14 protein-coding genes are annotated in these 12,348 nt (G+C 49.2%); 11 read left to right on the top strand and 3 right to left on the bottom strand.

What is annotated here, in order from left to right; all coding sequences use genetic code 11:
• The first annotated feature begins 53 nt into the window (after positions 1-53).
• Entirely contained in the window at positions 54-845 is a 792-nt protein-coding gene (locus tag IPJ88_00755; protein ID QQR90317.1) for a hypothetical protein, read from the top strand.
• A 32-nt stretch (positions 846-877) separates the two neighbouring features.
• Here the strand turns inward: IPJ88_00755 and IPJ88_00750 are convergent, their stop codons facing one another.
• On the bottom strand, positions 878-1,843 hold the full coding sequence (locus IPJ88_00750) for a hypothetical protein (protein ID QQR90316.1): 966 nt from the start codon (positions 1,841-1,843) through the stop codon (positions 878-880).
• 415 nt (positions 1,844-2,258) lie between these two features.
• Between IPJ88_00750 and recA the strand changes: the two genes are divergently transcribed.
• From recA to IPJ88_00735, 3 genes are all read left to right on the top strand, one after another.
• Entirely contained in the window at positions 2,259-3,380 is a 1,122-nt protein-coding gene (recA, locus tag IPJ88_00745) for a recombinase RecA (protein ID QQR90315.1), read from the top strand.
• A gap of 120 nt (positions 3,381-3,500) precedes the next feature.
• Complete coding sequence (locus tag IPJ88_00740; GenBank protein QQR90314.1) at positions 3,501-4,007, top strand: CarD family transcriptional regulator; 507 nt, start codon at positions 3,501-3,503, stop codon at positions 4,005-4,007.
• Between the two features lie 53 nt (positions 4,008-4,060).
• Entirely contained in the window at positions 4,061-4,897 is an 837-nt protein-coding gene (locus tag IPJ88_00735; GenBank protein ID QQR91927.1) for an ABC transporter ATP-binding protein, read from the top strand.
• On the opposite strand, the gene IPJ88_00730 is transcribed toward IPJ88_00735, so the two are convergent.
• Both IPJ88_00730 and IPJ88_00725 read right to left on the bottom strand, forming a co-directional pair.
• On the bottom strand, positions 4,832-5,680 hold the full coding sequence (locus tag IPJ88_00730; protein QQR90313.1) for a helix-turn-helix transcriptional regulator: 849 nt from the start codon (positions 5,678-5,680) through the stop codon (positions 4,832-4,834). The genes IPJ88_00735 and IPJ88_00730 overlap by 66 nt on opposite strands.
• A gap of 54 nt (positions 5,681-5,734) precedes the next feature.
• On the bottom strand, positions 5,735-6,976 hold the full coding sequence (locus IPJ88_00725; GenBank protein ID QQR90312.1) for a DUF1624 domain-containing protein: 1,242 nt from the start codon (positions 6,974-6,976) through the stop codon (positions 5,735-5,737).
• Between the two features lie 285 nt (positions 6,977-7,261).
• Between IPJ88_00725 and IPJ88_00720 the strand changes: the two genes are divergently transcribed.
• From IPJ88_00720 to IPJ88_00690, 7 genes are all read left to right on the top strand, one after another.
• A complete protein-coding gene (locus IPJ88_00720) occupies positions 7,262-8,821 on the top strand; it encodes a GAF domain-containing protein (protein QQR90311.1) in 1,560 nt (519 codons plus the stop codon).
• A 102-nt stretch (positions 8,822-8,923) separates the two neighbouring features.
• Entirely contained in the window at positions 8,924-9,865 is a 942-nt protein-coding gene (locus IPJ88_00715; protein ID QQR90310.1) for a ribose-phosphate pyrophosphokinase, read from the top strand.
• Between the two features lie 20 nt (positions 9,866-9,885).
• Positions 9,886-10,071, top strand: a complete 186-nt coding sequence (locus IPJ88_00710; protein QQR90309.1) for a hypothetical protein — start codon at positions 9,886-9,888, stop codon at positions 10,069-10,071.
• Positions 10,068-10,529 carry a 50S ribosomal protein L25 gene (locus IPJ88_00705; protein ID QQR90308.1) on the top strand — a complete coding sequence of 154 codons (462 nt, stop codon included), beginning with the start codon at positions 10,068-10,070 and terminating at the stop codon, positions 10,527-10,529. The genes IPJ88_00710 and IPJ88_00705 overlap by 4 nt, the downstream gene beginning before the upstream one ends.
• Positions 10,530-10,545: 16 nt before the next feature.
• Positions 10,546-11,109, top strand: coding sequence for an aminoacyl-tRNA hydrolase (locus IPJ88_00700; protein QQR90307.1), 564 nt, complete (start codon positions 10,546-10,548; stop codon positions 11,107-11,109).
• Between the two features lie 194 nt (positions 11,110-11,303).
• On the top strand, positions 11,304-11,852 hold the full coding sequence (gene rpsF, locus IPJ88_00695; protein ID QQR90306.1) for a 30S ribosomal protein S6: 549 nt from the start codon (positions 11,304-11,306) through the stop codon (positions 11,850-11,852).
• A 25-nt stretch (positions 11,853-11,877) separates the two neighbouring features.
• A complete protein-coding gene (locus IPJ88_00690) occupies positions 11,878-12,342 on the top strand; it encodes a 50S ribosomal protein L9 (GenBank protein ID QQR90305.1) in 465 nt (154 codons plus the stop codon).
• The last annotated feature ends 6 nt before the right edge of the window (positions 12,343-12,348 follow it).

Raw genomic sequence — 12,348 nt, 5'->3', positions numbered from 1 at the left:
ATTTGCCAGTTCGGTGAACTTGGACAATAATATACACTAAGAAAGTTGGGCTTATGCGTTGGTCGACATCCTTAGTTTTTTCCGTGTTTGTTGCTGGTTTTTTCCTTGCTTCCTGTGGCGGCAGCATTGAAGGCGGAAGCTCTGATGATGCGGGCTCTGATGGTTCAGATACGGGACTGGATGGTACAACCCAGGGCGACGGTGCAGTGGCGGATGCAAGTTCTTGCGTTCCTGACTGTGAGGGTAAAACGTGTGGTGCTTCCGATGGTTGTCCTGGTGGTTCTTGCCAAGAAGGTAGTGGTTGCACCGGGAGCTGTCAGCCCACGTGTACAGGTGTGACGTGTGGCCAGCAAAACAGTTGCGGCACCGGTATATGCGAAACAGGAAGCGGTTGTACTCCGGTTTGTACGCCAACCTGTAACGCTCCATTATGCGGCCAAAGCAATGGTTGCGGAGGCACCTGCGCCAACACCGCTGACACTTGCGTAGGTGTGCGTTGCGGCAAAACTAACGCTTGCGGCACAGTGTGTAGTGGCAGCACACGAGTTGACAAAGGCTCTACGGATCGATGTGATGCAGGCGATTGCGGTTGCAGCAGCAATTCGATCAGTTTCCACAATAGTTGGACTTGTACTGGTGGTGGAAAATGCAGGATTGGCGGGGCTACTATCGATCCTGATTTTAGTTGCCTGGTCGTTGAGCTCAATGAATCACTTTCCAATGGTGGCAAGTCCTATTATTGCAACACGTCAAATCCGCTACCGCCCGCAGAAGCAAACTTTACGAACCTATGTCGCAATGCTTGTCCAGGTTATCCGGGGAGCATCGATTGCGAATGCAATTAGCATGAAGATTGAGAAGGACAGGGTAAGCTTACTTAGTCGATGAGAATGCCGTAGTTGATGCACTCATCGAGTTCGCTGCTGCTCGTGACCGAAAGTGTGATCTGGCCATCGGTTTTGAATAGGTCTTCTTTACAGGCCAAGCGTGCTTCAATTAAAAGAGAGTCGTTTTCGGGGCTGGGCAGCACTTGGCATCCACCGTCTTCAGTGCTTTCGCTTGAGCCTTTGCATGTTGTCCTTGAGGGGTTTCCGGACTCGCAGCTAAAGTTTGAAAGCTCTAGCTTTTCAACCTGAGCAGCATCGATTCCCTTGAGTTGAACACGCAGCTTTTTGCCACCATAAACTTCAGAAACACCGTTTGAAAAGGAGACCCGCAAGACATCAGTATCGTTGGCGCCGTTCAGGATGCTAAAAGATGAGGTTTTGCCGACTCCAGGATAAGGTCCTTGTACTTCTTTGATGGTTGAAACTTCGGCCTCAAGAGCATCGCAGGTATTACCACAGCGATAAGGTGCGGAGTCTTGAGGATTCTTGAAAACTTCAACATAGCGAAGCGCAAGGTCGTTTCCTTCAATAGTCTCGTACGTAAATCTTACAAATCCATATGCTACAATTGAAGGCATTGGGAGGCCTCGGGGTGTGTCTAAATAGATATCCAAGGTTTTAAAATGGCCTCTAGCGAATAGGCCAGAATCGTCCTTCAAGCTGTAATATTCTGTCGTGTTATAATAAGGGTTAGAGTGTTCGCCGTGATTAACTAAGTGCTGCTCTTCGAGACGATCACTGAGTGCGCCATACCAGTAAGGGTTGAAGGATAGAAGTTCTTCTTTAACAATGTCCTGCACGTCCGGATCGCAAAAGCCAATGCCAGGAATCGAGGGCTCGTAGGCTTGATTTTGGCCGTCAACACTGGCGGTATCCACAGTGCACGCAGAGAGAAGCGTGCATAAGGTCCAAGTTAAATATGGAGAGTTTTCTTTTAACTGACTGCTGAAATGCATGGTCTGATGTCCTGGTTTTGCCTATATGTAAGCAATATCCGTACCGCTTTGTTTTTCGTGACATCCCTCAAATTTATTAGCTAATTTGGCTTAGCAAGTGGGGGAAATTTTCCCGGCTGGGGTCAGCTGTGCTCCTATAGCGCACTTGTTGCCAAGTCACAGCTAATTATGCTAGACGTGTGTTCAGTTGTTGAGTGCTGGGTAAAAACGCACTAACTAATGAAGCAATTTTGGAGTAACCCGAGTTTTGGACAAGAAATGCAAATATAGCGCAGGATATGGTCTTTTTTGCAAGGCAGACCGACGCAGAACTACCCTCTTGGGTAATTCAAGAAGGTCTAACGCCGCAAAAAAGGCCAAAAACAAGCTAGACTTGTATTTCTTGTCCAACACTCAGGTTTGTTAGGGGGAAACGATGGCCGGTAACGCAAGCAATGATAGCAGCAAAAGCAAGGCGCTAGAACTCGCGCTGGGTACCATTGAAAAGCAGTATGGCAAAGGTGCCATCATGCGGCTTGGCGATGGCGACGCTGTGGTGGATTTACCGGTAATCTCGACGGGATCTATCTCGCTTGACCTCGGGCTCGGCGTGGGTGGCTATCCGCAAGGTCGAATAATTGAAATTTACGGGCCTGAATCAAGTGGTAAGACCACATTAACCTTGCACGCGATTGCTGAATGCCAAAAGAACGGCGGCGTTGCAGCCTTTATTGATGCCGAGCATGCCCTTGATGTGGGCTATGCAAAGAAGCTTGGTGTGGATACTGAGGCTCTACTCGTCTCACAGCCAGATTTTGGTGAACAGGCTTTGGAAATCGCCGATCTACTTGTGCGTTCCGGTGCCGTTGATTTGATCGTCGTCGATTCGGTTGCTGCGTTGGTTCCCAAAGCTGAAATCGAAGGCGAAATGGGTGACACGCACGTTGGGTTGCAAGCGCGTCTGATGTCACAAGCCTTGCGCAAACTCACTGCGACAGTGCACCGTTCGAATACAACTCTATTTTTCACCAACCAGATCCGCATGAAAATTGGCGTGATGTTTGGCTCACCTGAGACAACCTCGGGTGGCAATGCGCTCAAGTTTTATGCTTCGGTACGTTTGGACGTGCGCCGTATTGGCACGATAAAGGCAGGCGAGCAGGCCATAGGCAACCGTACACGCGTCAAAGTCGTGAAAAACAAAGTGGCGCCACCCTTTCAGGTCTGTGAGTTTGACATCATGTTTGGCAAAGGCATTAGCCGCAGCGGTGATGTGCTCGATCTGGCTGTCGAAGATCGCATCGTGGATAAGTCAGGCGCTTGGTACAGCTACAACGGCGATCGCATTGGTCAGGGACGAGACAATGTGAAAAACTTCCTTGAGGAAAACCCGAAGATCTTGGTGGCAATTGAGAGTCAGTTGCTTGAAAAACGTGGCCTAAAACGAGCTGTAAAGAAAGCCGACGATGCAGAAGCTGGACGAGCTAGCGACGCTAAAGCCCCTGCTCAAACCAATGCATCCAAGAGCAAAGCGGCCCGTCCACGAGCGACTAACTAATAAAAAAATCAGTAATTACAACGACTCGCAATTCTTAATCGTGCGAAGTCTTACTTTTAAGGTATAATCATCCAACGCGAGCGCACACACGCGCTCACAATGTAGAAGCTAGGTGCATCAATGGGTACAGCGGCAAGAAACTCAAGTTTTAAGGTTGGTGACAAAGCAGTCCATCCCGCACATGGTGTGGGTGAGGTCACGAGCATCGAGATTCGTGAGATTGCAGGTCACAAGAAGAATTTCTATATCATGAAAATCTTCGAAAATGGCATGAAAGTCATGGTGCCGACCGATGGTGCTCAGCGTGCTGGACTGCGTGCGATTATTTCGCGCAAAGATGCCGGCAAGGTGCTTGACGTTTTGAAGTCCGACGACATTGCTGTGGAAGCACAGCCATGGAACCGTAGGCATCGTGAATATATGGAAATGCTCACAAGTGGATCCCCCTTCAAGGTGGCTTGTGTGCTTCGTGATATCTTGCGCATCAAAACAAGCAAAGAGCTTTCTTTTGGTGAGCGTCGTATTTTGGATCAGGCCAAGGGCTTGCTCGTACGTGAGCTAGCCATTGCACGTCGTTGCTCGGAAGCCAAAGTCGAATCAGATATTCAAAGCATTTTTTGTGACTGATCACATCAGCGCTTAAATTGTCCGATTCACAGACATCGCAGGCGGAGGTTGTGTTGGAAGCCGTTAGTTTTCGGTATTCCAATGCAGCTGAGCTTGCGTTATCGGATATCAGTCTAAGGCTTCGAGCTGGTGAGTTGCTTGGCGTGCTGGGTCCTAATGGTTCCGGAAAAAGTACGCTGCTTGGGTTGTGCTCGGGGCAACTCAAGGTTGCGTCTGGAAACATCCGGATTGGCTCAAAATTAAGCACCGAGTTTTCTCGCATTGAACTTGCGCGCTCAGTGGCCGTCGTGGAGGCCAAAGAGAGCATTGCCTTTGGTTTTCGTGTCATTGAGGTCGTGGCCATGGGCCGCGCGCCGCATTTGGGCCTACTTTCTTTGGAGAGACCGAGCGACAGAGCTGTGGTCCATCAAGCTATGCAAGAGTGCGATTTGCTGCATCTTCAAGACAGGGCGGTAAGCACACTAAGCGCTGGCGAGCAGAAGCGCGTCTCAATTGCGAGAGCCTTAACGCAGCAAACGCAGGTGCTCTTGCTTGATGAGCCAACGGCATTCTTGGATGTTCATCATCAGATTGCCTTACTGGATCTACTGCGCCGCCGTATTGAACAAAAGAAACTTGCTGCGTTGGTTGTTTTGCATGATTTAAATCTAGCTGCACAGTATTGCGACCGACTTTTGTTGCTGCGTCGAGGAAAGCAAGTCGCACAAGGCGCCGTTGAAGAAGTGATGACTTATCGTAGGATCAGGGACACGTTTGACTGCGAAGTTTATGTCGGATTCAATGAGATCAATCAAAAACGCTATTTTGTACCCATGCGTAGCGAGTCAGCTGTTGACCTGGGCGAGAATTTCGGCGGTGCTCACGCCGATCGCATCCGCCAGGCGCCTTAGCGTTTCAAGTGACGGTGTATGTCTTCCAGCTTCAACACGTGCAATGTTTGGGCGATGAATACCGCTACGTCTTGCGACTTCTGCTTGGGTCAGCCCTTTTTGCAGGCGAAGAGCCTTAAGACGTGGTCCTAGTTCTGCGTTATTCAATGCGAAGCTTGGATCGTCATCTATCGATTGAGGCGTGCTCTGTGCATTTTTGCTTTTGAAAATATGCTCAGCAATGAGTTCAAGGGTTTTCCCGTTATTGAAACTTAACACGGCAAATCGTGCATCGTCACTTAGGGTGATGGCTTGCACTTCGCTTTCATCGTCTTCGGCAGACAGCGGACGGCTCAGAACCCATGCACGTGCTTGCCCGTCAATAGCGAGTAGATCTTTTCCGTTGGGACAAACGGTTAGGTACTCAAACCGCCGTTCCCTGTCTTTATCGATACGTCGTTCAACGCGAAATGCCATCTCGCTTACTGGATGCGTGTAGTTAACCACTAGCCCTTCACACATTTCGTTGAGTAGATCCGGTTCACCGCCCAGTTTCTGGTTAAGGCTTACCATGACGGCAACGAGTAGCCCTTTACTTTTAGCAAGCCCGACAGCGACGAGCAGTTCGTCCTCATCATAAAATGAGCTATCACCATCAATGACGAGGCCGTCGGCATCCGCTAAATGCTCAGCAAGTTGTGCTGGTTTGCAAGTCTCGATCTCAAAGGAGCATTCCGCCCCTGCTGCACGCCACGCTTGTTCAAAGGAAGAACGATCGGTCGCCAGAAGGACCCTTGGAAGCATACTTGATACAATAACCTACTACGAGGATCATTTCCACGCTTTGTGTAGGGTAATTTACGATGCCTTTGATGTTTTGCGGCGAGCTCGGGCAAAATGGCGACTAAGTTCCTGTTTTGCGATGGCCAGCGCAAGCAGGATTAGTGTCAATAATAACGCCTTTTCAAGCCAATCTTGATAGCTAAGGACAGGCTTAAAGAGCCTTGCGCCCTTACCAAAGGCAAAACTCAGATGAAGCCAATACACGAGCAATGAGCTTTTCCCAAAACGACGAAGTACAAAGGTAGTCTTAGGTAGGAAAAGGTCGGCTAAATACAAAAAGCCGCCAAGAGCAAGAGCCCATGCAAGACGATGCAGTGCTCGAATCACTTCGATCAGGTTCGGAGCGACCTGTAGAAGGTTGTAAATAAAGCGTCGATCTTCCGAGATAACATAGGCAAGAAATAGACCAGCTATACACGCAAGGCTCATGGCTTTGGTTTTAGGGTTGCGCCACCAGTTACCTAGAACCAGTCCAAGTAAGACGTAGGCAAACCAAGGCGATATCGGAAACATAGCAAGACTTGCATGCTGATTTTGCTCCGACCAGTGTCCCAGATAAGCAGCGATCGGTTCGGGGAGGAAACCAGGCAATACATTGTTCGAAAAAGGCGCGATCAGTAAAAGAAGCGAGGCGATACCAAGACTGAGGGTAATCGAAGATCGAAGTTGATGGACCGATCCAATCAGGATTAAGCTGAGCCCGATAGTTTGCAAAATATCAACACGGAGCAAAGGATAAAGTCGGTGTGGATAAAAGGCGTAAAGCCGGGCGTAGCCGTGAAAGAAAAAGAATATTGCGAAACCCAGGTATAAAAAAATCTGCTTGGATGACTTGCTTTTTTTCGATAGCCCAGTGAGCGCTAGAGCAAAGGCAAGTAAAATGGGCAGATAGAACTTCCAGGTGCGTGGCCGCGATGCGATAGACACATCAATGAACCACATCTGAAAACGAAGTAGATAGCCAAGAAGAAGAATAAAAGCCCCGCGCTTTACGAGTGCACCATGCACACTAAACGGTTGCTTCGGAGCACTTGCTTCCGAGGAAAAACGCAGTTGGATGGAGACTCCAACGATCAGCAAAAAAAGTGGAGCGGCGAGCCCGCCCAGTGCAAGCAAGTTCGCCCAAACGAAACCTTGCTGAAGTTCTGGCTCGAGCCACCCGGAGGCCGTGTGCCAACACACCATCACAAGTACGGCAAGGCCGCGCAGGCTATCCACGTAGTCTTGACGGGGCTTATCGGCCGCTCGACTTTTCATGGTCTGCTGCCATACGTTTTTGGCTGAGGATAGGGTTTGCATGGACAAGCTACTGCTGCGTATACAGGGATACTCTGGGCTGTTCCAGGACAGCCTTCGGTGCAAAGTGAAGCGATATTTTCCCGATGGCTATGCCACTTTTTCTGTAAGAAGCCACGTGATCTTGCGGTAAAAACTTCCTTACTATCAAAAAAATCTCTCCTCACTGGCTCGACTCGGTCTTCAGGCGGCTGTTCCTAAAAAACAACCGTGGGTTCAGGCCGCTTTCTAAGCTATTGTATTTGGGTGGACAACAATGCTTCGAAAAGTGAGCTGGCCGAGTTGGTGGATATCGCTCGAGCGGTAACTCAAGAAAAAGACATTGATCGGCTTTTGGATATCATTCTGCAGAAATGCCGTCATATCACCAACGCAGATGCCGGAAGCATCTATGTTGTCGAGCACGTGCCTGGCGAGGAGCCGCGCCTTCATTTTAAGTTGTCTCAGAATGATAGCTGTGATTTCAAAAGCAGCGAATTTACCTTACCTATTTCCAACGCATCGGTGGCTGGTGCTGTTGTGTTGAGTAAACGGCCCGTCAACATCGATGATGTGTACGATCTTGAAAAAGGCACCCCTTATACTTTCGATAAAAGTTTTGATGATCGACTTGGTTACCGGACCTGTTCGATGCTTGCGGTCCCTCTGGTCTCGGCAAAACGTGAAGTCTTGGGTGTTGTCCAGCTTATTAACAAGAAAAAGAGCAAGGAAGTAAAACTCGATTCAGACAGTGCCGTTGAAAAGCATGTGGTTCCTTTTGACAATCACAGTGAACAGGTCCTTACGACCTTGGCTGCGCAAGCTGGAATTGCTCTTGAGAACGCTCTTTTGTATTCGGACATCCAAAATCTTTTTGAAGGTTTTGTGCGAGCAAGCGTGCAAGCGATCGAGCAACGTGATCCGACCACCAGCGGACATTCGTTGAGAGTCAGTGTGCTTGCTTGTGAACTAGCAAGTAAAGTCGATCATGTTTCTGATGGTCGTTTTGCTGATCTCAAATTCAGCGAAAAACAGATGCAGGAATTGGAGTATGCTTCGTTGCTCCATGATTTCGGCAAAATAGGCGTGCGTGAGCAGGTCTTGCTAAAAGCAAAGAAACTTCACGACCATGAGCTTTGTCTTGTACAAACCCGCATCGATGCGTTGTTTCATCAGACTCGGGCCGATTTTTTGGAGCAAAAACTTACCTTGATTGAGAATAGCGCGTCCGCAACTGAGCTTGCTGCAGTTGAAAATAACTACGCTGCGCAGTGTGCTCTGCTCCGAGAAGCAAGAGAGTTCATTGAAAGAGCTAACGAACCGACGGTTCTTCGGCAGGGAGATTTTTCCCGCATACAAGGTCTTGCAAATATTGAACTTCGCGATTTTAAACAGTTGCGCGTGCCACTTCTCAACGAAGAGCACATCCGAGCCTTGCAAGTCACAAAAGGTTCACTCGCCTCGGATGAGCTCGAGGAAATACGCAAGCATGTAGTGCATACTTTTCAATTTTTATCACGCATTCCCTGGGGAAAAACCTTTCAGAACATTCCTGAGATCGCAGCAGCGCATCACGAACGGCTTGATGGCTCTGGTTATCCTTATGGTCTTGGTGATAGCGAGATCCCCGCGCAATCTAAAATCATGACGGTAGCTGATATTTACGATGCGCTTACAGCGGCCGATCGACCTTACAAAAAATCACTTCCGCATGAGCGAGCGATGGATATTCTATTTTCTGAAGCTTCATCGGGTCATATTGATGCAGATTTGGTACGTATTTTCCACGAAGCACAGGTTGTCCGAGTACTACAAGCCGTTTCGTAAATACTTCCAGAAAAGGCAGCTGATCACTGCGAAGAGTTTGTTTGGTTGACAGGGCTAGGGTGGCTTGATACTGGATCGCAGCGTCTGGACTGAGGGTGAGCCATGTTTAAGTCGATCTGTATATTCTCCGGGGCCGCAAACCGTAAGCTGGCCGGGCAGATTGCCGACTACCTTCAAGTGCCTGTGGGCCGTGCTGCTCTGTCTCGCTTCTCCGACGGAGAAGTCTTCACGGAGATTCAAGAAAACGTTCGTGGCGTGGACGTCTACGTGGTGCAGCCTACGTGTGCTCCGGTCAATGACAATTTAATGGAGCTGCTGGTGATGATCGATGCGCTAAAGCGTGCATCAGCTGGCTCGATTACAGCTGTCGTTCCTTACTACGGATATGCTCGACAGGACCGAAAGGTCGCTCCTCGAACCCCCATCACAGCAAAGCTTGTGGCCGATTTGATGACCACAGCCGGAGCAAATCGCGTGGTGAGCATGGATTTGCATGCGGGTCAGATACAGGGCTTTTTCAATATTCCTTTTGATCACTTGTATTCCTTGCCGGTTTTTCTCGAATACTTACGACCCAAATTTGGCAATACTCCCGTGTTTGTGTCTCCGGATGCAGGTGGTGTGGAGCGTACTCGCGCTTATGCCAAGCGCGTGGGAGCGGACTTAGCCATTATTGATAAAAGGCGTGAACGCGCGAACGTAAGCGAGGTCATGAACATCGTGGGTGATATTAAGGCTCGCGAATGCGTGATCTTGGATGACATGATTGATACGGCCGGCACGCTTACCCATGCGGCGGCAGCGCTTATGGAAAAAGGAGCGAAAAAAGTTTATGCTGCAGCGACTCATGCGGTGCTTTCTGGGCCTGCAATTGAGCGCATTGCGGCCTCTTCACTGCAAGAAGTTGTGGTCACCGACACCATTCCCCTCAGCCCGGAAGCGGAGGCGACGGGGAAATTCAAGGTTCTTTCTGTTGCAGGTTTGCTCGGAGAGGCTATAAAGCGCATTCACAACGGCGACTCGGTGAGTTCGTTGTTTGTTTAGGAAAAAAAGAGAGGAATATCATGGATAAATTTACGTTGCAGGCTGAGGTCCGCGAAGGGCGCGGAAAGGGGCCGGCACGTAGGCTTCGTGCAGCTGGGATGATTCCTGGCGTGTTTTACGGAGCTAAATTCGAGCCCCAAAGATTAGCAGTATCCCCTAAGTCGCTAAGCAAGTTCTTAGCAGTGAACATGGCCGTAACTCAGTGATTGAGTTGCAGATCGACGGGAAAGCTCAGTTGAGTATGGTTCGCGATCTTCAAATCGATCCTGTTCGCAGGGATCTCATTCACGCTGATTTTTATCGAATCTATGAAGATCAGCCCATTAAAACAACCGTTCCCTTCCGTATCACGGGGCGTGCAGCGGGCGTTGTCATGGGCGGTGAGTTGCATGTTGTGTTTCATGAACTTCCAATTCGAGCGCTTCCCGGTGTGATTCCCACAAAAATCGAAGTGGACGTAACACCTATGGAATTGCATGATATTTTCCATGTAAGCGACCTCAAGTTACCTGAAGGTGTCGAGGTTACTTTGCCAGCCGCTCAAACACTGGTGCATGTCCAAGCTGAGCGTAATCGCGGTGAGGCTGCTGATGCAGCAGGCGCTGAAACGCCTGAGGCAGCGAAAGACGGTGGCGAAGCAGCTTCAGCTAAGGCTGAAGCTTAGCGAGTAGAGAGCTTTTGTGAAGCTTATCGTTGGACTTGGCAATCCTGGTTCTAAATACGCGACGCATCGCCATAATATTGGATTTATGGTGTTAGCAACGCTGCTGAGCAGGTTAGGAGCGGGCCCCTTGAAAGACAAATTCAAGGGGCTCTTTGCTAAAGGAAGCTTCAAGGGACAAGATTTTGTATTGCTTGCGCCTCAGACCTTTATGAATTTGAGTGGCGAGTCCGTCCAACAAGCTCAGACCTTTTTCAAGGTCGAGCCGGCTGATGTACTTATCGTTCACGATGAGCTTGATTTGCCTTTCGGGAGCCTTCGCCTAAAAAAGGGTGGAGGTACTGCGGGGCACAATGGCCTGCGTTCGATTGTAAATCACGGTGGACACGACTTTGGACGCCTTCGTTTCGGCATTGGCCGGCCTCCAGGCATTAAAGTAGAAAATTACGTTCTTAGTAGTTTTTCAAGCGAGGAGCGCGCCGAGCTGCCCGAACTGCTCGAAAAAGCAGCGGAAATGAGTGAGAGCTTTCTTTCCGATGGTCTTGATTTCAGTATGAATCGCCATAATAGCCGTAATTCATAAGCTAATTTGCGATCCAATCTGTGGTAAGTTGAATCGATCGGGAGTCCGGCCAATTCTGCCTTTTCCGAGTGATGAAATCTACTCAATCTTAAGGTGCATCCTGCCCAAAGTCGTGGTATGACTCCGCCTCCTTTCGTTAGGGTTGGGTGCTATCGCGCTCGGCTGAACTAGCGACCGACCGAGGTTAATAAAACATGTCCGTTACGTCTCAAAAAGCAAACAAAGCTCGCGAATACGAAACAATCTTCGCTGTTGATCCCACCGTTGACCAAGCTGAAGTGGAGAAAATTACTTCACGTGTGGCGGATGTGATTAGCAAGCTTGATGGAAAACTCGCTGCTATCGACAACTGGGGTAGGCGTAAGCTTGCTTACCGGACCGATAAAAAGAACCGTGGCTACTACATGTACTTGCGTTACTACGGACAAGGTGGCTTGGTAGCGGAAATCGAACGTAATCTGCGTATGCAGGATACAGTATTTCGTTTTCAGACCAATCTGTTGGCTGACGAAGTTGATTTATCAGCTGCCGTAATCGACGAGGAGAAAATCCAGTTTCGTCGTGTTGAAATCGAAGACAATGTTGTTGAGCAAAGCATTGAGCAGCGTCTCGGCTTAGTTCAAAGGCCACGTCCGTCTGCTGCGTTAAGTCCATCGGATGATGTCAGTGAATCGGATGATGACTTTGAAGAAGACAGCGTCGATAGTGATGCTGATTCTTCTGATGATAGCGGGCTCAACTAAAGGAATTTGAAAGAGGGCAACAATCATGGCTGTGAATGTGCAAGTTATTTTGCGAGAAGATGTGCCAAAACTAGGCAAGACCGGCGAGATTGTTCGCGTGCGACGCGGTTTCGCGCGGAACTACCTCGTGCCGCAAGCGCTTGGTGTGCTTGCAACGCGTGGAAACGTTAGGCAAGTTGAGCACGAGAAAGTCTCGGCCTTAGCTCGTGCAAGTAAGCTCCGCAAGGATGCTGAAACGCGTCGAACGGAGATTGAAGGTCTTTCCATCGAAGTGTCCAAGCAGGCGGGCGAAGAAGGTAAACTTTTTGGCTCTGTTACAACCAAGGAGATTGCTGAGTTGCTTGAGACCCATGGTCAAAAGGTAGATCGTCGCACAATTTTGTTGGACTCTCCGATTCGTGAGCTTGGTGATCATGAGATCAAAATCAAGCTTGCACCCGATGTGCTTGCCAACTTCAAAATACGTGTTGTAGAGCAACGCGCTCAGTAGTTTTTG

Source organism: Myxococcales bacterium (assembly GCA_016699535.1).
Taxonomy (GTDB): domain Bacteria; phylum Myxococcota_A; class Polyangia; order Polyangiales.
The sequence above is the reverse complement of the archived record's forward strand: the minus strand, read 5'-3'. Positions and strand labels throughout refer to the sequence as shown.